General features: G+C 34.2%; 24 protein-coding genes. 20 read left to right on the top strand and 4 right to left on the bottom strand.

Annotated elements, in window-relative coordinates:
- Positions 1–187: 187 nt before the first annotated feature.
- The 4 genes from ACNQF6_RS05970 (at position 188) to ACNQF6_RS05955 (ending at position 3,087) form a co-directional block, all read left to right on the top strand.
- The gene (locus ACNQF6_RS05970; RefSeq protein ID WP_417964143.1) at positions 188–1,162 is read left to right on the top strand and encodes a D-alanine--D-alanine ligase; all 975 of its coding nucleotides are present in this window, start codon (positions 188–190) and stop codon (positions 1,160–1,162) included.
- Positions 1,163–1,171: 9 nt separating this feature from the next.
- A complete protein-coding gene (locus tag ACNQF6_RS05965) occupies positions 1,172–1,864 on the top strand; it encodes a DUF421 domain-containing protein (protein WP_417964141.1) in 693 nt (230 codons plus the stop codon).
- A 40-nt stretch (positions 1,865–1,904) separates the two neighbouring features.
- Complete coding sequence (gene coaD / locus ACNQF6_RS05960) at positions 1,905–2,360, top strand: pantetheine-phosphate adenylyltransferase (protein ID WP_417964139.1); 456 nt, start codon at positions 1,905–1,907, stop codon at positions 2,358–2,360.
- A gap of 148 nt (positions 2,361–2,508) precedes the next feature.
- On the top strand, positions 2,509–3,087 hold the full coding sequence (locus tag ACNQF6_RS05955) for a PhnA domain-containing protein (protein WP_417964137.1): 579 nt from the start codon (positions 2,509–2,511) through the stop codon (positions 3,085–3,087).
- Between the two features lie 179 nt (positions 3,088–3,266).
- Here the strand turns inward: ACNQF6_RS05955 and ACNQF6_RS05950 are convergent, their stop codons facing one another.
- Positions 3,267–4,613 (bottom strand): DEAD/DEAH box helicase, encoded by a 1,347-nt coding sequence (locus tag ACNQF6_RS05950; protein WP_282743842.1) that lies wholly within the window; start codon positions 4,611–4,613, stop codon positions 3,267–3,269.
- A gap of 145 nt (positions 4,614–4,758) precedes the next feature.
- On the opposite strand from ACNQF6_RS05950, the gene ACNQF6_RS05945 reads away from it, so the two are divergent.
- Complete coding sequence (locus ACNQF6_RS05945; protein ID WP_417964135.1) at positions 4,759–6,489, top strand: M14 family metallopeptidase; 1,731 nt, start codon at positions 4,759–4,761, stop codon at positions 6,487–6,489.
- A gap of 9 nt (positions 6,490–6,498) precedes the next feature.
- Here the strand turns inward: ACNQF6_RS05945 and ACNQF6_RS05940 are convergent, their stop codons facing one another.
- Complete coding sequence (locus ACNQF6_RS05940) at positions 6,499–7,101, bottom strand: NUDIX hydrolase (protein WP_282743840.1); 603 nt, start codon at positions 7,099–7,101, stop codon at positions 6,499–6,501.
- Between the two features lie 7 nt (positions 7,102–7,108).
- Here ACNQF6_RS05940 and pyrE point away from each other — a divergent pair, with 7 nt between their 5' ends.
- Complete coding sequence (gene pyrE / locus ACNQF6_RS05935) at positions 7,109–7,756, top strand: orotate phosphoribosyltransferase (RefSeq protein ID WP_417953317.1); 648 nt, start codon at positions 7,109–7,111, stop codon at positions 7,754–7,756.
- A gap of 24 nt (positions 7,757–7,780) precedes the next feature.
- A complete protein-coding gene (locus ACNQF6_RS05930) occupies positions 7,781–8,173 on the top strand; it encodes an SRPBCC family protein (RefSeq protein WP_417964133.1) in 393 nt (130 codons plus the stop codon).
- Positions 8,174–8,252: 79 nt separating this feature from the next.
- On the opposite strand, the gene ACNQF6_RS05925 is transcribed toward ACNQF6_RS05930, so the two are convergent.
- Positions 8,253–8,981, bottom strand: coding sequence for a biotin--[acetyl-CoA-carboxylase] ligase (locus ACNQF6_RS05925; RefSeq protein WP_417964131.1), 729 nt, complete (start codon positions 8,979–8,981; stop codon positions 8,253–8,255).
- A 97-nt stretch (positions 8,982–9,078) separates the two neighbouring features.
- Here ACNQF6_RS05925 and rsfS point away from each other — a divergent pair, with 97 nt between their 5' ends.
- The 7 genes from rsfS (at position 9,079) to ACNQF6_RS05890 (ending at position 14,786) form a co-directional block, all read left to right on the top strand.
- A complete protein-coding gene (gene rsfS / locus ACNQF6_RS05920; RefSeq protein ID WP_126455820.1) occupies positions 9,079–9,450 on the top strand; it encodes a ribosome silencing factor in 372 nt (123 codons plus the stop codon).
- Between the two features lie 19 nt (positions 9,451–9,469).
- The gene (gene ftsH / locus ACNQF6_RS05915; protein ID WP_417964129.1) at positions 9,470–11,398 is read left to right on the top strand and encodes an ATP-dependent zinc metalloprotease FtsH; all 1,929 of its coding nucleotides are present in this window, start codon (positions 9,470–9,472) and stop codon (positions 11,396–11,398) included.
- A 116-nt stretch (positions 11,399–11,514) separates the two neighbouring features.
- Entirely contained in the window at positions 11,515–12,117 is a 603-nt protein-coding gene (locus ACNQF6_RS05910; protein ID WP_417964127.1) for a lactate utilization protein B/C, read from the top strand.
- A gap of 1 nt (position 12,118) precedes the next feature.
- Entirely contained in the window at positions 12,119–13,009 is an 891-nt protein-coding gene (locus ACNQF6_RS05905) for a phosphatidate cytidylyltransferase (RefSeq protein ID WP_417964125.1), read from the top strand.
- A complete protein-coding gene (locus tag ACNQF6_RS05900; protein WP_417964123.1) occupies positions 12,999–13,649 on the top strand; it encodes a phosphatidylserine decarboxylase family protein in 651 nt (216 codons plus the stop codon). The genes ACNQF6_RS05905 and ACNQF6_RS05900 overlap by 11 nt, the downstream gene beginning before the upstream one ends.
- A 2-nt stretch (positions 13,650–13,651) precedes the next feature.
- Entirely contained in the window at positions 13,652–13,921 is a 270-nt protein-coding gene (locus tag ACNQF6_RS05895; protein WP_417964121.1) for an acyl-CoA-binding protein, read from the top strand.
- A gap of 91 nt (positions 13,922–14,012) precedes the next feature.
- Positions 14,013–14,786 carry a superoxide dismutase gene (locus ACNQF6_RS05890; RefSeq protein ID WP_417964119.1) on the top strand — a complete coding sequence of 258 codons (774 nt, stop codon included), beginning with the start codon at positions 14,013–14,015 and terminating at the stop codon, positions 14,784–14,786.
- A gap of 85 nt (positions 14,787–14,871) precedes the next feature.
- Here ACNQF6_RS05890 and ACNQF6_RS05885 read toward each other — a convergent pair whose 3' ends face one another.
- The gene (locus ACNQF6_RS05885) at positions 14,872–16,740 is read right to left on the bottom strand and encodes an alpha-amylase family glycosyl hydrolase (protein WP_417964117.1); all 1,869 of its coding nucleotides are present in this window, start codon (positions 16,738–16,740) and stop codon (positions 14,872–14,874) included.
- 274 nt (positions 16,741–17,014) lie between these two features.
- Between ACNQF6_RS05885 and ACNQF6_RS05880 the strand changes: the two genes are divergently transcribed.
- From ACNQF6_RS05880 to cas2, 6 genes are all read left to right on the top strand, one after another.
- Positions 17,015–18,646 carry an OstA-like protein gene (locus ACNQF6_RS05880; protein WP_417964115.1) on the top strand — a complete coding sequence of 544 codons (1,632 nt, stop codon included), beginning with the start codon at positions 17,015–17,017 and terminating at the stop codon, positions 18,644–18,646.
- 66 nt (positions 18,647–18,712) lie between these two features.
- Positions 18,713–19,900, top strand: a complete 1,188-nt coding sequence (locus ACNQF6_RS05875; protein WP_417964113.1) for an aspartate aminotransferase family protein — start codon at positions 18,713–18,715, stop codon at positions 19,898–19,900.
- 305 nt (positions 19,901–20,205) lie between these two features.
- Entirely contained in the window at positions 20,206–21,603 is a 1,398-nt protein-coding gene (locus ACNQF6_RS05870; RefSeq protein WP_417964111.1) for a tetratricopeptide repeat protein, read from the top strand.
- Positions 21,603–22,352 carry a shikimate dehydrogenase family protein gene (locus tag ACNQF6_RS05865; protein ID WP_417964109.1) on the top strand — a complete coding sequence of 250 codons (750 nt, stop codon included), beginning with the start codon at positions 21,603–21,605 and terminating at the stop codon, positions 22,350–22,352. Before ACNQF6_RS05870 ends, ACNQF6_RS05865 begins: the two co-directional genes overlap by 1 nt.
- 207 nt (positions 22,353–22,559) lie before the next feature.
- Positions 22,560–23,474 carry a type II CRISPR-associated endonuclease Cas1 gene (cas1, locus tag ACNQF6_RS05860; protein WP_417964107.1) on the top strand — a complete coding sequence of 305 codons (915 nt, stop codon included), beginning with the start codon at positions 22,560–22,562 and terminating at the stop codon, positions 23,472–23,474.
- A complete protein-coding gene (gene cas2, locus ACNQF6_RS05855) occupies positions 23,450–23,779 on the top strand; it encodes a CRISPR-associated endonuclease Cas2 (RefSeq protein ID WP_417964105.1) in 330 nt (109 codons plus the stop codon). Before cas1 ends, cas2 begins: the two co-directional genes overlap by 25 nt.
- The last annotated feature ends 8 nt before the right edge of the window (positions 23,780–23,787 follow it).

The raw sequence follows: 23,787 nt of genomic DNA, 5'->3' as shown, positions 1-23,787 counted from the left end.
CTATTTCGTTTCAAAAAAAATGATAATTTTGTTTAATGCTTTTTGAAGCTATTTCCCGCTATTCGTTGCAATCTTTTTATCCGCAAAAAAGGCTGATAAAAAGGATTTCCACTGCTATCGGGGCTAGAATCTAGTGCTAAAAACACCTTATTATTTATTCGAACAACTAAGAACAAAACGATACAAAATGAAAAACATTGCCATCATCATGGGCGGATATTCCAGCGAGTATAAAATCTCACTTATCAGCGGAAACGTCGTATATCAATTTCTGGACAAAACGAAATACAACGGATTTCGAATCCATATTTTCAAAGAAAAATGGGTCTATGTTGATGCTAATGACGCTGAATTTCCTATCGATAAAAATGATTTTTCAGTAACTGTTGATGGTAATAAAATCACTTTTGATTGCGTTTTCAATGCCATTCACGGAACTCCCGGTGAAGACGGATTGATGCAGGCGTATTTCGAATTATTGCATATTGCGCAAACTTCCTGCGATTATTACCAAGCAGCATTAACGTTCAACAAACGCGATTTATTATCCGTTTTAAAACCATACGGCATAAAAACCGCCACTTCCTATTACTTAAACAAAGGCGATGCTATCAATACAGACGAAATTGTAGCTAAAGTTGGTTTACCTTGTTTTGTAAAACCAAATAAAGCGGGTTCCAGTTTTGGAATTTCCAAAGTAAAAACCATTGATGAATTGCCTATCGCAATAGAAGTTGCTTACAAAGAAGACAACGAAATCATCATAGAAAGTTTCCTTGACGGAACCGAAGTTTCTGTGGGAGTGATCAATTATAAAGGAAAAGTAACCGTTTTGCCAATTACTGAAATCGTTTCTGATAATGATTTCTTCGATTATGAAGCTAAATATTTGGGTAAATCACAAGAAATCACACCGGCAAGAATCTCAGATGAAATGACCCAAAAAGTAAGTGATATAGCCAAACGCGCTTACGAAGTCCTCAAAATGAAAGGTTTCTCCCGAAGCGAATTTATATTGGTAAACGGAGAACCACACATGTTAGAAATGAACACCATTCCGGGATTAACCACGGAAAGTTTGATTCCGCAGCAAGCCAAAGCCGCCGGAATTTCATTAGAAGATTTGTTTACTAATGCGATAGAATTGGCATTAAATAACTAACTTTCTATTATGACAGAAATCTTTGAATGGAACCGATTATTATACAATGATTTACCAGAATCCTTTCTTTTAGAAGTCATTTTCCGTTCCACCATAATGTTCACAGTTTTACTATTGACATTAAAAGTCGCAGGAAAACGTGGCGTGAAACAATTATCGGTATTTGAAACGGTCATCATAATTGCTTTGGGATCAGCAGCCGGAGATCCCATGTTTTATGAAGAAGTTGGAATAATCCCTCCTATAACAGTATTTCTGGTCATTATCCTTTTATACCGATTAGTAACGTGGCTGACAGGAAAAAGTAAACGGTTTGAAGAATTTATAGAAGGCAAAACCGAATGTATTATCAGCGAAGGGAAATTTTCAATTGCTACTTTCAAAAAGGAAAGTTTGGCACAAGATGAATTTTTTTCGGAACTCCGATTGAAATCGGTAGAGCATTTAGGGCAGGTAAAAAATGCCTTTATGGAAACCAGTGGCGAAATCAGTGTTTTCTATTATGAAGACCATGAAGTTCAACTAGGATTGCCAATTCTGCCTTTTTTATTTAAACAAAAAAGTAAAACGATCCCAACAGAAGGTATCTATTCCTGCACCTTTTGCGGAAATACTGAAAGCCACAAACCAGGAAATGCGGAGTGTAGAGTTTGTGAAAAATCTGAATGGGTCGAAGCAATACAAACACTTCGAAAAACCTAATTGAACAAAACATAAGTTCAATTTAATTATATCTTATAAAATGAGAAAAGCTATATTTCCGGGTTCTTTTGACCCAATAACATTAGGACATGAAGACATCATCAAAAGAAGCATTTCGTTGTTTGATGAAATCGTAATCGCTATTGGTGTCAATGCCGAAAAAAAATACATGTTTTCTCTGGAAAACAGAAAACGTTTTATCGAAGAAACATTCAAAAACGAACCTAAAGTTTCGGTGATCACCTATGAAGGTTTAACTATTGATTTGTGTCATAAAATAAAAGCCGATTTTATCCTTCGTGGTTTGCGCAATCCTGCCGATTTCGAATTTGAAAAAGCAATCGCGCATACCAATCGCCGTTTATCAAAAATCGAAACTGTATTTTTACTAACCGCAGCAAAAACTTCTTATATCAGTTCCAGCATCGTGAGAGATGTAATCCGTAATGGAGGACAATATGAAATGCTGGTTCCAGATGCCGTTCGAGTGAAATAATTTTAAGAGATTTTGTCAAGTAGAGCGCAGTCGAGACTAAATGATAAGTCTCGACTGCGCTCGACTTGACAAATAAACAGTAATAATATAAATTTGTGAAACGAGGCAATAAGCCATAATTTCGCCTAAAAATAAAAGCCATCAAACAATGAGTATAGAAAGAGAATTAAGCAAGCGTAGCGGATCGAAATGTGAACTTTGTGGTGCAACCGAAAACTTAAAAGTATATCAAGTTTTACCAACCAAAAAAGGTGGACTTGATGAAAGTATCATGGCTTGCAGCACGTGTATCGATCAAATCGAAAATCCGGATAACGTAGATTTAAATCATTGGAGATGTTTAAATGATAGTATGTGGAGCGAACATACTGCCGTGCAGGTTGTCGCGTGGAGAATGTTAAGCCGCATGCGTGCAGCGGGATGGCCTCAAGAATTATTAGACCAAATGTATTTTGACGAAGATACTTTTGCTTGGGCACAAGAAACTGGCGAAGGTGAAGACGATGAAAATAAAGTGATTCACCGTGACAGTAATGGCGTAATTTTAGAACATGGAGATTCAGTCGTTTTAATCAAAGATTTAAAAGTAAAAGGTTCCAGTATGGTAGCTAAACAAGGAACTGCAGTACGTAACATTAGACTGGATCACGAAAATGCCGAATACATTGAAGGAAAAGTAGATGGTCAGCAGATTGTTATCATTACACAATACGTTAAGAAAATATAATTCTTTTTTAGTGAAAAGTGAGAAGTGAATAGTGAGTGATTCAGATTTACACTGACCTCCAAAAGAATCATTTTTTAATATAAAAAAAATCGTTAGTAGTAAATTTACCACTAACGATTTTTTTATAAACACTAGAAAAGGAATCAGTATTTTTTCCACTATTCACTACTCACCATTCACTACTCTTCCTCTTTCTTAATCACTTTTCTGGCGACTTCAATTTTAAATTTTTTGCCTTTCATTTTTTCGTCTTTAATGGCATGCAGCAAATCTTTCACTTTGTTGAATTTCACGGCAGCAAACGAGATAAAATCTTTCACTTCGATTAATCCTAAATCGCCTTTCTCGAGTTTTCCTTTTTGGGAAAAGAAACCTACGATATCAATTTTATTCAATTTATTTTTCTTTCCGCCACTAATATAAATGGTTTGAAATTCGGGTGGTTTTGGTAATGAATTAGCATTTTCTACTTTCAAAACAGTCATACCATAATCGATATAATCCATTTTTTTCTCACTTTCATGAGCAATAATATACGCCGTTCCAGAAGCTAACATACGTGCTGTACGTCCGTTCCTGTGGGTAAATTCATCTTCTTTGGATGGCAAATGATAATGAATTACGTGATTCATTTCGGGGATATCAAGACCACGGGCAGCCAAATCAGTTGTGATTAAATAGCTTACACTTCCGTTTCTGAACTGGATTAAAGCCCGTTCTCTTTCGTCCTGATCCATTCCGCCATGATAATACGTGGCATAAATCCCTTTTTCGTTCAATGTATCACTGATGCGTTCTGCAGCATCACGATGATTGCAAAAAACAATTGCCGATTGGGATTTCAACGAACAAATCAAGTTGAACAGACTTCCTATTTTGTCTTTTTCTTTTGAAACGACCATTTTCATGGAAAGATTCGTTTCGTCCACGTTTTCTGGAATGAAATCTAAAATCGTTGGGTTTACGACTCTTGTATATCTTGGAATCTCTATATCGGAAGTTGCTGAAACCAAAACACGTTTGTTAAGTTTCGTTAATTTTCCAATGATAAATGACATTTGCTCATGGAAACCCAATTGCAAGGATTTATCAAATTCATCCAAAATCAGCGTTTGGATTTTATCCACACGAAAAGTTCCTCTGTCGATATGATCTGCAATTCTTCCCGGAGTTCCTACTAAAACCGCTGGAGGATTGCTTAAATTCTTAATCTCGGTATCTATGGAATGCCCGCCGTAGCATACATTTACTTTATAATCAGTTCCCATTTTTTTCCAAACTTGCTCAATCTGTAATCCTAATTCACGTGATGGAACCAGAATCAAGCATTGAACCGATTGAATTTCAGGCTGTAACATTTCTAAAATAGGCAACAAAAAAGCCAAAGTTTTTCCGGAACCTGTTGGCGAAAGCAATAAAACATTATTGTCGTTCAGGATGGTATCTTGTGCTACTTCCTGCATTTCGTTCAGGCTTTCGATGCCTAAATTCAAAAGTATATTATTGGAATGGTGTTTCTTATTCATTTTGCAAAGGTAATTTTTAATTCTGAGTTATGAATTTTGAATTAAAAATTTTCATTTTTTAAAATTGGGAGCTTCCTTTTTTTGCTATCTTTTCTATACCAATCGAAAAAAAGCTACATTTGATATTCCATTTAAAAACCGAAATATGAGATTTTTCACATTCCTTTTTTTACTATTCTCCATCAGTACTTTTGCACAAAAAACGAATAAATACGATACTTTTTTCGAAAAAGGAAATGGAAATCAATCAGCATCCTACCAAGAAACAATCGCTTATTATAAACTTCTGGCAGATGATTTCCTTACTATCGAAATGCAAAAAATGGGATTAACAGACAGCGGTGAACCGTTGCACATGGTTGTTTTCAATCCTGAAAAGCAATTTGATTTTGGAATCATCAAAAAAAACAAAGCCGTAATCCTACTCAATAATGGTATTCACGCAGGAGAACCAGACGGAATTGACGCTTCAATGCAATTGTTTAGAGATTTAGCTTTGGGCAAAATAAAAGCACCAAAAAATACCGTTATCGTTTGTATTCCTGTGTATAATATTGGAGGCGCTTTAAACAGAAATTCGACTTCAAGAGCCAATCAGGACGGACCGGAAATTTATGGTTTTCGTGGTAATGCCAGAAACTACGATTTGAATCGCGATTTCATCAAATCTGATACGAGAAACACGAAAAGTTTTGTGGATATTTTCCATAAAATAAATGCCGATGTTTTTATTGATAATCACGTTAGCAATGGCGCAGATTATCAATACAAACTTACCTACATTATGACCCAGCACAACAAATTAGGAACTGTTTTAGGGGATTTTTCAAATACCGAAATGATGCCTGCTTTGGTCAAAGATTTACAAAAAAAGGACATTGAAACTACTCCTTATGTCAATGCTTTTCAGGATACTCCGGATAAAGGTTTTGGTCAATTTTTTGAAAGCCCACGATTTGCTACGGGCTATACTTCATTATTCAATACCATTGGGTTTGTGGTGGAAACACACATGCTGAAAAAATACGCTGATCGTGTGAAAGTAACATACGAATACATGCGTTCCGCAATCGATTTTACGGATGCAAATTATCAAAAAATCAAACAACTACGATTGAAAAATGAGGAGCAGTACCAACCTAACAAAGCGTACACGCTAAAATGGGAAATAGACAGTACCAAAACGGTTCCTTTTTCGTTTTTAGGCTATGAAGCCAGTTATAAGAAAAGTGACGTAACGTCTGGAAATCGCTTGTTTTATGACCGTACAAAACCATTCAAAAAGGACATTCCGTATAGCAAGGAATTCAAATCAATAAAAGAAATAATCATTCCGGAAGCGTATATAATTCCAAGGGGATTTTGGCCAATAATTGATTTATTAAAAAGTAATACGATTATCTATACCCAACTAAAAAAAGACACCATAATTGAAGTAGAAAGCTATAAAATTGCGGATTTTAAAACGACAAATTCTGCTTATGAAGGACATTATTTGCACCGAAACACTTCGGTAACCTCTAAAATGGAGAAAGTGGCTTTCGCCAAAGGAGATTACATAATTCCTACGCAACAAAAGGGAATCAAATATTTATTGGAAACATTAGAACCAGAAGCAATCGATTCTTTCTTCAACTGGAACTTTTTCGATACGATGTTGCAACAAAAAGAAGGGTATTCAGATTATGTTTTTGAAGATTCAGCAACACAGATTTTAAAAGAAAATCCAAAACTGAAAACCGAATTCGATCTAAAAAAACAAAGCGACGTAAACTTCATCAATAATCCAGAAGCGCAACTGGACTGGATTTACAAACATTCTGTTTATTATGAAAAGGCACATTTACAATATCCTATATATCGCATCTTAAAATAAAAAAAACTCCTATTTCAGGAGCTTTTCTTCTTCAAATAATAATTTTATATTCTCGTAAGAGTTTTTTAACGCCTCTTTTATTTGTTCTGGATTCATCCAAGCTACTTTTTCGATTCCTTCTTCTAATTGCCCTTGTGGCGTTCCTTCGAAATCAGATTGCATTTCGAACCAATGTGTAATTTTCAATTTGTATTTTCCATTACGTCTAAAAACATGATAGGTTTTTTGAAGTTTATGGGATATTGTCAAGCCATTTACACCAGTCTCCTCCTCTACTTCACGCATGGCTGTGGCATCAATTTCTTCTCCTTTTTCGATTCCACCTTTTGGTAAATCCCATTTTCCATTTCTAAAAATGAACAAAACTTCGCCTTTTTTATTGTAAACTAAACCGCCGCCAGCTTTGGTAACAGGTATTTTTGCTTTCAAAGTCTTCAAAATAACGCTTTCATCAGGATGATATAGGTAGGCTTTTTGAATTTTATTTTGAAATATTTTTACTATAAGTTGCTCTATGTCAATACTTTCTAATAAAAACAATTGAAAATCCGTCTCCTTAGAGATGTGATTTGTCAAAAAAAGTGGTTTGTCGTTAACAAAAACTTTATACATTTGTACTATGATTTTTAATAAAGATACAGCCGAAAAAACAGCCGAATTTCTTTTGCAAATAAATGCAATTAAATTGAATCCAAGAAATCCTTTTACATGGGCTTCTGGATGGAAATCGCCTATTTATTGTGATAACCGATTAATCCTCTCATTTCCAGCCGTAAGGAATTACGTCCGGGATGAATTTTCCAAAAATATTGAGAAACAATTTGGTAAACCAGATGTTATTGCTGGTGTTGCCACTGGAGCAATAGGAATTGGAATGCTCGTAGCGGAAAGTTTGGGATTGCCATTTGTGTATGTTCGTCCAGAAGCAAAAAAACACGGAAGACTAAACCAAGTAGAAGGTTTTTTACAAAAAGGACAAAATGTAATTGTTGTAGAAGATTTGATTAGTACTGGAAACAGCAGCTTGCTTGCTGTTGAAGCTTTACGTGAAGCTGGAGCTAATGTAAAAGGAATGGCAGCAATCTTTACCTACGGTTTTGATGTTGCTGATGAAAATTTCAAAAATGCGCATCTGGATTTATACACGCTAAGTAATTATCAAAATTTATTGAATTTAGCCGTTGCCAAAAGATATATTACAGACGAGGAAGAACAAACTTTAAGAGAATGGAATGTGAGTCCATCCACTTGGAACATTGAAGTTTAAAAAAATAAAAAAAATACTGGAAATATGAACTTAGAAAGTCCAAAAGTTAGCGTCCCAAAATCAGCTCAAGAATTATTTGACTTGTTAAGTGATGTCAAAAATTTTGAAAAATTAATGCCCGAAAACATTGCTAAATTTGAAGTTATTGGTGACGATGCTTTTATTTTTGGATTAAAAGGAATGCCAGAAATTAAGCTAAAAATGAAAGAAAAAGTAGCTCCAAGCAAAATTGTTCTAGGAGCGGCAAGTGATAAACTTCCATTTACATTGATAGCGAACATCGATACAGTTTCTGAGAACTCCAGTGATGTAAAACTTGATTTCGAAGGTGATTTTAATCCTATGATGGCAATGATGATAAAAGGACCAATTGGAAAATTTATCGAAACTTTAGCCGGAAATATGACTAAATTGTAAACAACACATTAAATAAATATAGGAAACCCTTTCAGTTCAAACCTGAAAGGGTTTTTTATTTAATTGTTACAATCAGCCATTAATATAACATTTGAATTTCTTTGATATCAAATTCAGCAATAGTGTCATCTTCCAGAAGAACCTGCAGTTTCCCAACTGAAGAAACGCCTTGAATTATCCCCATAAAATTTTGTTTCATTTGATTTGAAAAAGGCATTGGCAACCCTTTTTTATATAATTTATCACTATAATCTGACCACAAAACGGCAGCATTGTGTTTACATACCTTCACATTTTTTTCTATTGCATCACAAATGGAAAAAAGAAGTTCGTCTTTATCAAATTTTGCATCACAAATCACCGCCAAAGAAGAGGCTTTTGGTAGATTTTCAAAATTGGTTTGATTCACATTTAGTCCTAAACCTACAATAGAAACAATAGTTCCGTCACTTTTGATGCTATTTTCAATCAAAATGCCACCTATTTTTTTGTTGTATGACATTATGTCGTTAGGCCATTTTATACTAAGATCGGGAATCTTAAATGATTCTAAAACTTCAATTACAGCAAGTGAAACTGCAATATTCAGGTTGAAAATCTGACAAATATCTACCAAAAAATCTTTAACCAAAATACTCATTATTAAGTTTTTACTCGTCTCAGAGGCCCAAACAGCACCCATTTGACCTTTCCCCTTTGTTTGATTCTCAGCAGTTACAACAGTAAAGTTTTCCAACTCTTGTTTATTCGATAAGCCTTTAAGGAATTCGTTTGTAGAATCTATGGCATCGAGTTTGATTAGTTTCATATACAGTTTTTTGTGAAACAGAATTTAATATTGTGTTAAGGTTCAAAAATAATCACAAAAAATGGTAACTTTACAAACTTATATATAAAAATAATTCATGGCGAAAAAGACTATAAATAATGACGTTCTATTAGCGAACATTATTAAGGGGATAGAAGAAGTAAAAGGAAATGATATTACCATCCTTGATTTAAGAGAAATAGATACAGCGGTTTGCGACTATTTTGTAATTTGTAACGGTAATTCAAATACACAAGTTAACGCCATAGTAAACTCCATACAAAAAACCGTTTCCAAAGAATTAAAAGACAAGCCATGGCATGTTGAAGGAACTGATAATGCAGAATGGGTACTAATGGATTATGTAAATATTGTGGTTCATGTATTCCAAAAACACATCCGTGAATATTACAACATCGAAAGTTTATGGGGCGATGCAAAAATAACTACCATTGAAAACAAATACTAAAGAAACATAACTCCTAGTAATGGCTAAAGATAATAATCCAAATTCGAATAAGTTTAAAATAAGCCCTTGGTTAATTTACACTGCAATATTATTAATTTTCTTGTTTATAAGTTTTATAACTGGCGGTTCTAGTTTAAACGAACCAGGTCAATTAACTTCTTCTAAATTTAACGATTATTTAGAAAAAGGCCAGATCGAGAAAGTTATAGTTTACAACAAAACTGAAGCTGAAGTTTTTCTTAATGCAGCAGCATTGAAAGATGCAGCACACAAAAAAGTTTCTAAAGACGTATTTGACAGACCGAACAAAGGTCCTCATTATACTTTTGACATTGGTAACGATCAAATTTTCCAAAATAAACTGGAAAAAGCGGTTGCTGACGGTAAATTGAAAGATTTTAACTTCTTGCCAAAAAATAATTGGTCTGATATTTTAATCAGTTTATTACCAATCATTATCATTATTGCCGTTTGGATATTTATCATGAGAAAAATGTCTGGGGGCGGTGCTGGGGGCGGTGGAGGCCAGATTTTTAACATTGGAAAATCTAAAGCTAAACTTTTTGACGAAAAAACAGACATCAAAACTACTTTTAAAGATGTAGCTGGTTTAGAAGGAGCAAAAGAAGAGATACAAGAAATTGTTGAATTCCTGAAAAATCCTGAAAAATACACTAATCTGGGTGGTAAAATACCAAAAGGAGCATTACTAGTAGGGCCTCCTGGAACTGGAAAAACCTTATTGGCAAAAGCTGTAGCAGGTGAAGCCCAAGTACCATTCTTCTCTTTATCTGGTTCTGATTTTGTTGAAATGTTTGTAGGTGTAGGTGCTTCTCGTGTGCGTGATTTATTCAAACAAGCCAAAGAAAAATCTCCTGCGATCATATTCATTGATGAAATTGATGCGGTAGGTAGAGCCAGAGGAAAAAGCAATATGTCCGGTGGAAATGACGAACGTGAGAATACATTGAACCAATTACTGACAGAAATGGACGGTTTTGGAACTAATTCTAATGTAATTGTTTTAGCTGCTACAAACAGAGCTGATGTATTGGACAAAGCATTAATGCGTGCAGGTCGTTTTGACAGACAAATTTTTGTAGACCTACCAGACATTCGTGAACGTGCTGAGATTTTTAAAGTACACTTAGCTCCTTTGAAAAAAATTGAAGGATTAGATACTGACTTTTTAGCCAAACAAACTCCTGGGTTTTCTGGTGCGGATATTGCAAATGTGTGTAATGAAGCAGCTTTAATTGCCGCAAGAAACAACAAGACTGCAGTTGATAAACAAGATTTCCTTGATGCTGTAGACAGAATTGTAGGTGGACTTGAAAAGAAAAATAAAATTGTAACTCCTGATGAGAAGAAAGCAATCGCTATTCATGAAGCAGGACACGCAACCGTTAGTTGGATGCTGGAACATGCAGCTCCATTAATTAAAGTTACTATTGTTCCTAGAGGACAAAGTCTAGGAGCCGCTTGGTATTTGCCAGAAGAACGTTTAATTGTTCGTCCGGATCAAATGCTAGACGAAATGTGTGCAACTATGGGCGGAAGAGCTGCTGAAAAAGTAACTTTTAACAGAATTTCTACTGGTGCTTTAAGTGACTTAGAAAAAGTTACTAAACAGGCTCGTGCTATGGTAACCGTTTATGGTTTGAATGAAAAAATTGGTAATGTAACCTATTACGATTCAACAGGACAAAGCGAATACAACTTTTCTAAACCGTATTCAGAAGAAACAGCCAGAGTTATTGATGAAGAAATTTCATTACTGATTGAAGGCCAATACCAAAGAGCGATTCAAATATTAGAAGAGAACAAAGATAAACTAGATCAACTGGCAAATATCTTAATCGAGAAAGAAGTGATTTTTAAAGATGACTTAGAAGCTATTTTCGGAAAAAGAACATTTGATAAAAATCTAGAGGAAGTAGTATCTTAGAAAACACACAAATTATTTAATAATTTTTAAAATCTTAATTCAAAATCTACTTTTGAATTAAGATTTTTTTATCTTTGGACGTTTTCAAATAACAAATTATAGTATTTTACAAAAATATGAGTCTTTTTAGAAAAATTTTTGGTTCCAATAATCCGGCTTCTGATGAAGATCAAGAAAGTGAATTTAGTAAATCCCATACTGATAATACAACCTCTATAGATGAAAGATTTATCTACAATTTCAAAAAAAATGGAGGTAAATTTTTGTACTGCGAAAACGCTGAAGAATTAAAAGAACAATTTGAAAACATACTAGAAGAAAATGATTGGTTTGAGAGTGAAGTTTTGTGCTATGAACCAAATCTTTTTGGAATGCTTGATGATAACAAACTAACTTACAACAAGCCTACTAATCCAAAATTTCTTCTTGCGAGCTGTGAAAATTTAATTGCAGAAGAAGGTTCTATATTATTTTCCTCCAAACAAATTAAACAGAACAAACCAAACGAGCTACCCACTAATATTATTATTATAGCGAATACAAGCCAAATCCTTGCTGCAAAAAGCGATGGACTTAGTGCTATAAAAAAGAAATATGAAAGAGATTATCCTACCAATATTACTACAATAAAATATTTCGAGAAAGCTAAAGAAGAAGATTTCACACAATACGGAAGTTCAGCAAAAAATCTATATTTATTGCTTTTAGAAGATCTTTAAGATGAATGAAACTCTAAAACGAGGTATATCAGGAGCTGTTTATATTATACTATTACTCGCTTCTATTTTATATTCTACTGAAAGCTTTTTTATCCTTTTTGGTATATTTCTCATTATTGCAGTTTATGAATTTTGTAATTTAATCCAAATACAAAAAATATTTCCAATACTTTTTGGAACGGCTTTATATACAATAGTAACTTTAGTAAGCCATTACAATAAAATCACTACAGATACTATCAATCAGACATTCGATACTGATTTAGAGATAGCAATAAATATCCAACAATTAGATGTCGTTTTATTAGTCATAGCATTAGTCGTATCTATAAAATGTATTCTTTTTTTATTTTATGACAACATTCAAAAAATAAGCACTTCATCAAAATACCTTTATTTATTGGGATATATTATTCTTCCTTTTGTATTTATCACAAAAATTTCGTTTGGAATAAATGATTACAATCCAAAAATTATAATTGGATTATTTATCTTAATTTGGACCAATGACACTTTTGCCTATATTGCAGGTAAATCCATAGGTCGAACTAAATTATTTGAAAAAATATCTCCTAAAAAAACAATTGAAGGGTTCTTAGGCGGAATACTTTTTGCAATCTTAGCGGGTTATTTAATCTCTAAATACTACATAAAGGCTAATCCTGAATTTAGTGACAGATCCATTTTAATTTGGACTTCAATAGCCGTTATTGTTGGAATCGCAGGTACAATTGGAGACTTAATTGAATCTAAATTTAAGCGTATAGCAGGCGTAAAAGACAGCGGAAGTATAATGCCTGGTCATGGAGGTATACTAGATCGACTAGATAGTGTTATATTTGTAGCACCAATAATATTTTTATTTTATAAAATTTTAAACTATGTTTCATAAAGAAGGAACCCAATCTATTTTATTAGGCACTATTTTCACTGCTGTTGTCCTTTTATTGTCTGACAATTTCATAGACATCAACTGGATCAAAATGGCTATACAAATAGCTACTTTATTGCTTTTGATTATTATCCTACAATTTTTCAGAAATCCAAAAAGAACAGTGATAATCACTGAAAATCATATCCTTGCTCCTGTAGACGGTAAAGTTGTGGTTATTGAAGAAGTGTTTGAAAACGAATATTTCAAAGATAAACGCTTGCAAATCTCCATTTTTATGTCTCCAATAAACGTACATGTTACGCGTTATGGATTAAGTGGAATTGTAAAATTCAGTAAATATCATCCAGGAAAATTCTTAGTGGCATGGCATCCTAAGGCCAGTGAAGAAAATGAAAGAACTACGGTTGTTATCGAAAACAAAACATTTGGTGAAATTTTATACCGTCAAATAGCTGGAGCTTTAGCTCGGAGAATCGTAAATTACGCCGAAGAAGGAATGCAAGTAATTCAGGGAACTGATGCTGGCTTTATAAAATTTGGTTCAAGAGTAGATATCTTTTTACCATTAGGAACACCCGTAAATGTAGTATTGAATCAAAAAGCAATTGGAGGTAAAACTATTATCGCTACAAAATAAGCATGATCAAAAAAGATTTAGATACTCGGTTTTTAGAAGCAGTAGAAATAGCTTCTGAAATGACGCAGGCATCTTTACCTCAAGATGTCCAATTGCGGCTTTATGCTTTTTACAAACAAGCAACTTTTGGAACTTTAGATTTAAAACAAACTTCATCATACCATTTGAGAGATGCTTTTAAAACTAATGCCTGGATGCAAATTAGCCATCTGACAGCTGAACAAGCCAAGGAACAATACATAGAAACAATTAACATACTGATCGAAAAATAATACAAATTATGAAATCGCTATGATTCCAAATCACAAATAGGAATGAAGAATGGCGATACCATATTCCGCTAAAAACAAATATTATCTTCATATGAAAAAGCTGAATTTTTTAATTTCTGTTTTATTTTTATTTATCACTTTACTTTCTTGCAACAATAAGAAATTAACTGAGGTAGTGGAAGTACCGTTACCTACAACAGAACAAACTGTTGCCATAATGGGATCTCCCGATGACGTAAAAGCAGAAGAAGGTTCTTTTCAACTTGAAAAATTACCTTACGCATACAATGCGTTGGCACCAAGTATATCAGCTACTACTTTAGAAATGCATTATTCCAAGCATTATCTGACCTACACAAACAATTTGAATAAAGCGGTATTAGGAACGCCTTTAGAAAATTTAACAATCGAAGAAGTATTGTCAAAATTAGATCCTAATGATGCTGCTCTTCGTAACAATGCCGGTGGATTTTACAATCATTCTTTATACTGGAAATGTATGGCTCCAAAAGCTGGAGGAGAACCAACAAATGCATTAGCAGAAGCTATTATCAAAGATTTTGGATCTTTTGATAACTTTACGTCACTATTTAAAAACGAAGCAACAAAACAATTTGGTTCCGGTTGGGCGTGGCTTATAGTGGACAGAACTGGAAAACTACAAGTAACCAGTACTCCTAATCAAGACAATCCTTTGATGCGTAATGCACTTATTCCCGGAACTCCAATATTAGCTTTAGACGTTTGGGAACATGCGTATTATTTAGATTACCAATACAGAAGAAAAAATTATATCGATGCGTTTTTTAATGTCATCAATTGGAGAAAAGTAGAAGAAAATTATGATGCTATTGCAAAAAAATAACTTTCGCTTTTAATCATAAAAAATGCTGATATAAATTTATATCAGCATTTTTTTTTATCCTTTTGTTAGTACAAAAAAATTCTTTTTACAATTGATAAATGAATGATTCTGAAGGTGCGATGGTAATTTGTGCTTTCCCTTCACCATTCAAAACCTGCAGCTGAATAGCATTTTTATGGTATAATTGATCCGTTATTGTATAATTTCCATCATTCAAATTCCATTTTTGAATGATATCTGAAGGAATTTTTAATTCGAAATTACTAGTGGTAAGCCAAGAAAAATTAGTGACAACTATTAGTTTTTCAGTATCAGACCAGCGTGTGAAAGCATAAATTCCAGGATCGTAACCTTGAGTTGTTTGGCGGTTCACTGTTTGAATTTCTTGGTATTTACCCATTAAAGCAGTACTATTCAAAGAGAAATTCAATAATTTTTTATAAAAATCACGCAGTTCCTTTTCATCCTTTGTCAACTGACCACCATCAAATTTACCGCCGTTCATCCAGCGTTGATGACTTGGAACTCCAACATAATCAAAAATTGATGTTCTGGAATGAGTACCAAATCCTGCATTTTCATTCCCAGCCTCACCTACTTCCTGACCAAAATAAACCATCGTAGGCGAAGTGCTTATAGTAGTCGAAACCACCATCAAAGGCTTTCCTTTTTGTGGTGTTCCTGCAAATTCCGGGCTTGCTAAACGCTGTTCATCATGATTATCCAGAAAATGCAACATGTGATGCTCAATATCAGCCATTCCGTTTTGTATATCTGATAGTCCATCAGGCAAAGATCTTCCTTGAATAACATCTTTCAATTTATCATAGGTTTCTACTTTATCATACAAATAATCCATTTTACCCAGATGAATATAATTTCTATATTCTTTAGGATTATAGACTTCGGCTAATAAAAAAGCATCCGGATTATTTACTTTAATGGCTGAATTCATGTAGCTCCAAAATTCATACGGCACCATTTCGGCCATATCAAATCTAAAACCATCCACTCCTTTTGCAGTCCAATACAAGGCAATATCTTTGAATTTATCCCAAGAATCCGGAACGTCTTTTCCTTTCCAAAAATCGAAATGTTCCTGATACGATTTGGTATCAAAACCAGCTGGGAGTTCCGGAAAATCCTTGGAGCCATCCGGACGAATACCATAATTTACTTTTACGGTCTCGTACCAATCATTACGATCTGGTTTTGCCATACGGGAACCATTACCAGTCCATTTTGCAGGACTTTCTGCGAATTTACCATCAATTAATGGATTCTTTTCTCCATTTAATGGTTTGTCCGTATCCGGGATTTCAAAGTGTGTATTTGGAATATAATAGAAGTTATTATCTCTTTTGTATTCAACAGTTGTATCATCATCAGCACCAAAATCTCTAACACCTACCGGATTGATCTTCCCTTCATATTTGCGCGCAATGTGATTGGGAACAATATCGATAATCACTTTTAATCCTGCTTTGTGCGTTCGCGCAATTAAAGCTTCAAATTCCTGCAATCGATTCTCAGGATTTACGGCCAAATCTGGGTTTACATTGTAATAATCTTTTACGGCATAAGGAGAGCCAGCTCGTCCTTTTACCACTTCAGGATCATCATTAGAAATCCCAATAGCGGAATAATCCCGAATCAAAGCATGATGCGGAACTCCGGTGTACCAAACATAAGTAACTCCCAAGTCCTTGATTTCCTGCAAAGCTGTTTCCGTAAAATCATTGAACTTCCCTACTCCATTTTCCTCAATAGTCCCCCATGGTTTATTGGTGGTATTTTTATTTCCAAACAATCGGGTAAAAACCTGATATACAACTTCTTTTTTATTATTGACTAACTGTTTCTGTTCTACGTTCATTTTTAAATCTTTCGTTTTACAAGCCGTTGCAAAAAGCATCGCGCTTATCCCTGCAACAATAGTTATTTTTTTCATCATAAAAAATTATTTATACTGATTTCAATTCTTTTTATAGCAAAATGAATATCAATTTTTAAATTTAATATTTTTTAAATAAAAGAAGTCTATATCGTTTGAAATTAAATAATTCTGTTTTTAAAAAAGAACACTACAACGAAGGAGTTACGGCATTTGTTGATAACTTTAAGGAAGAAAGGTCATAGCTTTGACTCCCCATTGACTAATTATAAATAAATCCTAATATGGATTAGGATTGTTTCCTTTTTCATAAATTTGACAAAAATTAAATCCATTGAAGAAATCACTGTTTTTCCTTCGTTATTGTTTCCTACTGTTTGTCACTAATTTGGTTTTGGCGCAAGCCCCCAAAAAAATTATTGTAGAAAACTCTGATTTTGCCGATGTAAATCAAGTAGAAGTTCCTGATGCTTTATTACTTATGGGAAACGTACGTATCAATCATGATGGCGTTGTAATGACATGTAACAAAGCTTATTATTTCCAAAAAGAAAACTACATAAAAGCTTTTGGAAATGTACAAATGGTCCAAGGTGACACTTTATTTTTGAACAGTAAATATGCGGAATACAACGGAAATGTAAAAAAAGCGTATGCTTCCGGAGATGCCGTAATGAGTTCCCCAGATGCAACTTTGACCACAGAAATAATTAATTTTGACCGAAACATTCAAGAAGTATTTTACGATACTCCAGGGACAATTACGAACAAAGACAATACGCTTAAAAGTAATTCAGGAAGATATTACGTTAAACAAAAAAAATTCCAGTTCCTGACTGCGGTTACCATCACAAATCCAACGTATGTAATTAAATCAAATCACTTGGATTATTTCAGTAATTCCGGGCATTCGTATCTTTTTGGACCTTCAACAATTACCAGTAAAGCCAATTATATTTATACCGAAAAAGGTTTTTATGACACCAAAAAAAATCTGGCGCATTTCCTGAACAAATCCTACATCAGATACGATGATCGAGTGATTAAAGGCGATAGTTTGTATTATGATCGAAACCGGGAATTTGCATCGGCAACACGAAATGTAAAAATAACGGATTCTATCAATCGCGGAATTGTAAAAGGACATTATGCCGAAGTGTATAAAAAACTGGATTCGATGTACGTTACCAAAAGAGCCCTTGCAGTGAATTTTGTCGAAAATGACTCGGTTTACATCCACGGAAAAAAATTAATGGTTACAGGAAAAGAAGGAAACCGAATTATAAGAGCGTTCAATAATGTCCGATTTTTTAAAACTGATATGAGTGGCAAATGCGATTCGATTCATTCGAGTTCTAAAACTGCATTGACAAAAATGATTGGTAATCCAATACTTTGGAACGCAGAAAATCAAATTACAGGTGATGTAATGCATCTTATAGGAAACAATAACACCAAAAAACTAGATTCGCTCAAAGTCCTCAATAATACGTTTATAGTCTCCAAAGACACGATAGGAACCGGCTATAATCAAGTCAAGGGACAAAATCTCTATGGTAAATTTGAGGAAGGAAAACTTCATGATGTCGATATTGTAAAAAATGCCGAAGTCATCTATTACATGCGGAACGAAGCGCAAGAACTCATTGGTATCAATAAGAATGTGAGCAGTAAAATCAATCTTATTTTAGAAAAAAATGAAATCGAAACTATCACCTTTTTTCAGCAAGTAGATGGCGAAATCTATCCCGAAAAAGAATTGCCAGAAAATGCCCGTAAACTGCGAGGATTAGTCTGGCGGGGTGAAGAACGAATAAAATCCAAGGACGATATTTTTCCTCCAGAAGAAAATGAAGACAACGACAAAATAGCAAAAGCTGCTGAGGCGGCTGAAGCCAAAGAGGATATTCCTATGAAAATCAGGAAAGAAACCCTGAATTACGATAAAAAGAAAGGGAAAAAATAGTGTTCAGTCGCAGTATTCAGTTTTTCTGAAAACGACTAATCCAATAAACGATTAAAAAAATAAATTTTGAATACCGATTTCTTAAAATACCAAGCGCAAACCTCACCGTATCCATTGGGTGTGGAAGTATCGCATGCTGTAGGTTCTTACATTTACGATACTAATGCTAAGAAATACTTGGATTTTGTGGCTGGAGTTTCCGCTTGCGCTTTGGGACACCAACACCCAAGAGTCAATCAAGCTATCAAAGATCAGTTAGACAAATATTCTCACGTCATGGTTTATGGCGAATATTCACAAAGTCCTGCGGTACAATATTGCAAATTATTAGCCTCACTCCTACCTGCACCTTTAGACAAAACCTATTTAGTCAATTCAGGAACAGAAGCTATTGAAGGCGCCTTAAAACTGGCCCGAAGAACTACTGGAAGAAGCCAGTTGATTTCGTGTCATAATGCATATCATGGCAATACTATGGGTTCTATGAGCGTCATGGGATTTGAAGAACGCAAACAAATCTTTCGCCCGTTGATTCCTGATGTTGATTTCATCACCTTTAACAACGAAGAAGATTTACAAAAAATAACGACTAAAACGGCTGGAATTATTCTGGAAACCATTCAAGGTGGCGCCGGATTTATTCAGCCGCACAATGATTTCCTTAAAAAAGTGCGCGAGCGCTGTACCGAAGTTGGTGCGATGATGATTCTTGACGAAATCCAACCAGGCTTTGGGAGAACCGGAAAACTTTTTGGATTCCAAAATTATGATGTCGTTCCTGATATCGTAGTCATGGGAAAAGGAATGGGCGGCGGTATGCCAGTAGGCGCTTTTACAGCTTCATCAGCAATGATGGATTTATTGAGCGATAATCCAAAACTGGGGCATATCACCACTTTTGGAGGTCACCCTGTCATTGCGTCAGCCTGCTTGGCAACTTTGCAGGAAATAACTGAGACCAATCTCATGGCCGAAGCGATGGAGAAAGAAAAGCTATTCAGATCACTTTTGGTACATCCTTTGATACAAGAAGTAAGAGGAAAAGGATTGATGCTAGCAGCAATGACCAAAAGTGCCGATATAACAAACGAAGTTATTCTTAAATGTCAAGACAAAGGACTCATTTTATTCTGGTTACTGTTTGAAGGTTGCGCCATTAGAATAACACCTCCTCTAACCATTTCTGAAGGAGAAATACGAGAAGGTTGCAGTATCATACTTGAAGTAATGGATGAAATAATGATTGAAGAATGATGATTAACGATTTTTGATTTCAGAAGTAGTAAGATGGAAATCACATCAAAATACCTAATCAAAATAATTAGAAAAATTGGGAGCTATTTACTTCGTCAGTTCGCTTCGCTCGTGTCCTGCTATCCGTTAAAATCTTTTACTTTTTGCTGCCAAAAGTAAAAGAATTTCCACTCTTATCAGGGCTATGAGATCAGTTTAAACCTATCCTTTTTTGTTAATTAAATTGTTCACAACAATTCTAACTTTCCCTCACAGTACACCCACGATTACCTAAATTTATTTAGGCCGAATTAAAAAAACACAGTATGCAATTAAGCAACGAAGAAGAAGACTATAACTTATCCCTGTCTAAATTTGAGTCCATGTTGAAAACCAACAAAGTGCTCTTTTTCGACTCCGAAGAATTTGAAGAAATCATTCTTCATTATCTCGATATGGGTAAGTCCGCTTTAGCAAAAAAAGCACTCAAACTAGCATTGGAACAACACCCAAAATCTACCGGACTAAAATTAGTTCAAGTGGAAATGCTGGTCTATGATGACAAACTCGAATTAGCCGAAAAGCTATTAAATGAGTTGTATGCCATTGAACCAACCAATGAAGAAATTTATATTCAAAAAGCTAATATCTGTTCTAAAAGAGACCAACACGAAAAGGCAGTTGAATTATTAAAAATAGCTTTAAAATATACCGATGATTTTGCTGATGTTTATAATTTAATAGGCATGGAATACCTTTTTATGGACAATCTTGAAATGGCAAAACAAAGCTTTATCAAGTGTTTAGAAGAAGATTTGGAAGATCAATCAGCATTGTACAACGTAGTGTATTGTTTTGAGTTTTTAGATCAAAACCAAGAAGCAATCAGTTATTTAAAAAAATACATTGAGAAAAACCCATACAGCGAAATCGCCTGGCATCAATTAGGGCGTTTGCATTATGGAGTTAAAGAATATGAAAATGCGATTCGCGCCTTTGATTATGCTACTTTAATCGATGATGAATTCCTTGGCGCTTTCATGGAAAAAGCAAAAGCTTTTGAGCGATTAAAAAAATACGATGAAGCCATAGAAAGCTACAGCAGAACAATCGAATTAGATGATGCAACTTCGTACGCTTTACTTCGAATGGGAAAATGTTATGAAAGACTGGGCAACAAAGCGCTGGCATTAAAATATTTCAACCAAACCGTTCATGAAGATCCGCTTTTAGATAAAGGTTGGATTGCCATCACTGACTTTTACGTGCGTCAAAAAAATTACCAAAAAGCGTTGTTTTATGTCAACAAAGCATTAACTATTGACAACCAAAACCGCTTGTATTGGAAACGCTTTGCGACTATCAATAAACAAATGAACTTCTTTGAAGAAGCAGAATTTGGATACCGAAAAGCAGTGGAATTTGGTGATTATAGTTTAGACACTTGGTTATTCTGGGTGGATATTCTTCAGTTTTTAGGAGAATTCGAAAGCGCTATACAAACGTTATTACAAGCTTCAGAGTATTTTCCGGAAGAGAATGAAATTGAATATCGTTTGGCAGGATTCTATTTTATGCTAACTGATAACACAAAAGCAAAATTCCATTTGAGCAATGCCTTACGATTAAATTTTGATAATTACATTCTTTTAGAAGATTTATTTCCAGTAGTTTGGGCAAAAAAAATGGTGCAGAATTATATTGCAAAACATAAAAAACAATAATGGTTGATACAGTTATAAAACGCTTTGGATTATTAGGACGCAACATTAGTTATTCCTTTTCTAAAGGATATTTTACAGATAAATTCAATAGCGAAAACTTTGCCGGTTGTACTTATGAAAATTTTGATATTCCCGAAATAGCAGCCTTTCCAGAGGTAATTAAAAACACTTCGGATTTAAAAGGAATGAATGTTACCATTCCGTACAAAGAGACGGTTATTCCATTTTTGGATAAATTATCTAAAAAAGCGGAGCTAATTGGTGCTGTCAATACCATTAAAATTACCAAAAAAGGCAAGTTGAAAGGCTACAATACAGATTATTATGGTTTCAAAAAATCATTACAACCGTTATTACAACCGCACCATAAAAAAGCTTTGATTTTAGGCACTGGCGGCGCTTCAAAAGGAGTAGCTTTTGCTTTGGACGAGCTTGATATTCCGTATACTTTTGTTTCGAGAGAAGCCAAAGAAAATGGAATTGATTACGACCGAATCAACGCAACAACATTTGATAATTACCAAATTATCATAAATGCTACTCCGGTAGGAACAAGCCCTAATGTAGATGCGTTTCCGTTAATTCCATACGAATTTTTCACAGAGAAGCATATTGCTTATGATTTGATTTATAATCCTGCTGAAACACAATTCCTAAAAAAAGCCAAACAACAAGGCGCCCAAATCAAAAACGGCTTAGACATGCTTATTTTTCAAGCAGAGAAAGCTTGGAAGATTTGGAATAAGTAAGTAGAAAAATAATTTAAGAATATTTGAATCGTCTTGTTTTAAAATTAGCGTTACTCGTTTTGGGTCATGTTGTTTTAAAACAAGACGTTTTTTTTTTATGTCAGTAATTTAAAAGACAAATTGAGGTTTCCCGTAAAACAGTTGGTTATTTATTGTGTTAATTTGACTGATAATCAAATTCTTGAATTTAATTTAACACTTTAAATTATGATAAAAAGAACAATCCTCGTCGAAAACAAATCCTCAATCACGACGAAAAATCAACAATTAGTACTCAAATCCGAAGTTAGGGAAAATACAATACCAATAGAAGACATTGGTTTCCTAGTTCTCGATCATGCTGAAATTTATCTCAGTATTCCCGCCATGAATTTGATTGTAGAAAACAATACTGCAATTATTATTTGTGGCAATAACCATCTGCCTAACGGAATGTTTCTTAACCTCAACAGCCACCACATTCAACAAGAAATATTTAAAAATCAAATAGAAGCTTCGATTCCACTAAAAAAACAATTATGGCAACAAACTATTATTGAGAAAATTAAAAATCAAGGAGAATTATTAGAAAAAATCACTAAAAATAAGAACACCTTTGAATTTCTGGCCAGTAAAGTTTTAAGCGGTGATACTACAAATATGGAAGGCGTTGCGGCACAACAATATTGGAAAAATTTCCCTTTACCCAATCATGAAAAAGACGGTATCAAAAGAGAACGTTATGGCGATTATCCCAACAATTTTTTAAACTATGGATATGCTATTTTAAGAGCCGCTACTGCCCGTGCGCTATCAGGTAGTGGATTATTGAATACACTTGGTATTCATCACAAAAGTAAATACAATGCTTTTGCTCTTGCAGACGATATTATGGAACCTTTTCGTCCCATTGTTGACGAAAAAGTTTTTGATATTATGAAACGATATCAAGAACAAGAACTCAACACGGCAATAAAAGCGGAACTATTACAAATGCTTACCCAAACTGTTTATTTTAAGGATGAGAAAAGCCCATTAATGGTAGGATTACAAAAAACGGCAAGTTCACTCCAGCAATGTTTTACAGGAGACCGTAAAAAAATTAAATATCCTAAATTATGGAACTTAACGGATACCGAATAGTGTGGTTGTTCGTATTTTTCGATTTACCTACAGAAACCAAAAAAGACAGAAGAAATGCCTCTCAGTTTCGAGGAAATTTATTGAAAGATGGTTTCAGTATGATGCAATATTCGGTTTATATTAGGCATTGTGCAAGTGGCGAAAGTGCCGATGTCCATGAAAAACGCATTAACAGACTTGTTCCGCCATTAGGAAAAGTAAGTGTTCTGCGCATTACCGACAAACAATTTGGGATGATTATCAACTATTTAGGCAAAGCCAAACAAGAAAATATTGATGCACCAACACAGTTGGAATTATTTTAAAATAGTAT

The sequence above is a fragment of the Flavobacterium pasteuri genome (assembly GCF_048286615.1).
Taxonomy (GTDB): Bacteria; Bacteroidota; Bacteroidia; order Flavobacteriales; family Flavobacteriaceae; genus Flavobacterium.
This window is presented reverse-complemented; position numbering and strand designations above follow the sequence as displayed.

Excerpts from the sequence above, each read along its gene's own strand:
- ACNQF6_RS05970 (WP_417964143.1), top strand. The coding sequence starts at position 188 with ATGAAAAACATTGCCATCATCATGGGCGGATATTCCAGCGAGTATAAA.
- ACNQF6_RS05965 (WP_417964141.1), top strand. The coding sequence starts at position 1,172 with ATGACAGAAATCTTTGAATGGAACCGATTATTATACAATGATTTACCA.
- coaD (WP_417964139.1), top strand. The coding sequence starts at position 1,905 with ATGAGAAAAGCTATATTTCCGGGTTCTTTTGACCCAATAACATTAGGA.
- ACNQF6_RS05955 (WP_417964137.1), top strand. The coding sequence starts at position 2,509 with ATGAGTATAGAAAGAGAATTAAGCAAGCGTAGCGGATCGAAATGTGAA.
- ACNQF6_RS05950 (WP_282743842.1), bottom strand. The coding sequence starts at position 4,613 with ATGAATAAGAAACACCATTCCAATAATATACTTTTGAATTTAGGCATC.
- ACNQF6_RS05945 (WP_417964135.1), top strand. The coding sequence starts at position 4,759 with ATGAGATTTTTCACATTCCTTTTTTTACTATTCTCCATCAGTACTTTT.
- ACNQF6_RS05940 (WP_282743840.1), bottom strand. The coding sequence starts at position 7,101 with ATGTATAAAGTTTTTGTTAACGACAAACCACTTTTTTTGACAAATCAC.
- pyrE (WP_417953317.1), top strand. The coding sequence starts at position 7,109 with ATGATTTTTAATAAAGATACAGCCGAAAAAACAGCCGAATTTCTTTTG.
- ACNQF6_RS05930 (WP_417964133.1), top strand. The coding sequence starts at position 7,781 with ATGAACTTAGAAAGTCCAAAAGTTAGCGTCCCAAAATCAGCTCAAGAA.
- ACNQF6_RS05925 (WP_417964131.1), bottom strand. The coding sequence starts at position 8,981 with ATGAAACTAATCAAACTCGATGCCATAGATTCTACAAACGAATTCCTT.
- rsfS (WP_126455820.1), top strand. The coding sequence starts at position 9,079 with ATGGCGAAAAAGACTATAAATAATGACGTTCTATTAGCGAACATTATT.
- ftsH (WP_417964129.1), top strand. The coding sequence starts at position 9,470 with ATGGCTAAAGATAATAATCCAAATTCGAATAAGTTTAAAATAAGCCCT.
- ACNQF6_RS05910 (WP_417964127.1), top strand. The coding sequence starts at position 11,515 with ATGAGTCTTTTTAGAAAAATTTTTGGTTCCAATAATCCGGCTTCTGAT.
- ACNQF6_RS05905 (WP_417964125.1), top strand. The coding sequence starts at position 12,119 with ATGAATGAAACTCTAAAACGAGGTATATCAGGAGCTGTTTATATTATA.
- ACNQF6_RS05900 (WP_417964123.1), top strand. The coding sequence starts at position 12,999 with ATGTTTCATAAAGAAGGAACCCAATCTATTTTATTAGGCACTATTTTC.
- ACNQF6_RS05895 (WP_417964121.1), top strand. The coding sequence starts at position 13,652 with ATGATCAAAAAAGATTTAGATACTCGGTTTTTAGAAGCAGTAGAAATA.
- ACNQF6_RS05890 (WP_417964119.1), top strand. The coding sequence starts at position 14,013 with ATGAAAAAGCTGAATTTTTTAATTTCTGTTTTATTTTTATTTATCACT.
- ACNQF6_RS05885 (WP_417964117.1), bottom strand. The coding sequence starts at position 16,740 with ATGATGAAAAAAATAACTATTGTTGCAGGGATAAGCGCGATGCTTTTT.
- ACNQF6_RS05870 (WP_417964111.1), top strand. The coding sequence starts at position 20,206 with ATGCAATTAAGCAACGAAGAAGAAGACTATAACTTATCCCTGTCTAAA.
- ACNQF6_RS05865 (WP_417964109.1), top strand. The coding sequence starts at position 21,603 with ATGGTTGATACAGTTATAAAACGCTTTGGATTATTAGGACGCAACATT.
- cas1 (WP_417964107.1), top strand. The coding sequence starts at position 22,560 with ATGATAAAAAGAACAATCCTCGTCGAAAACAAATCCTCAATCACGACG.
- cas2 (WP_417964105.1), top strand. The coding sequence starts at position 23,450 with ATGGAACTTAACGGATACCGAATAGTGTGGTTGTTCGTATTTTTCGAT.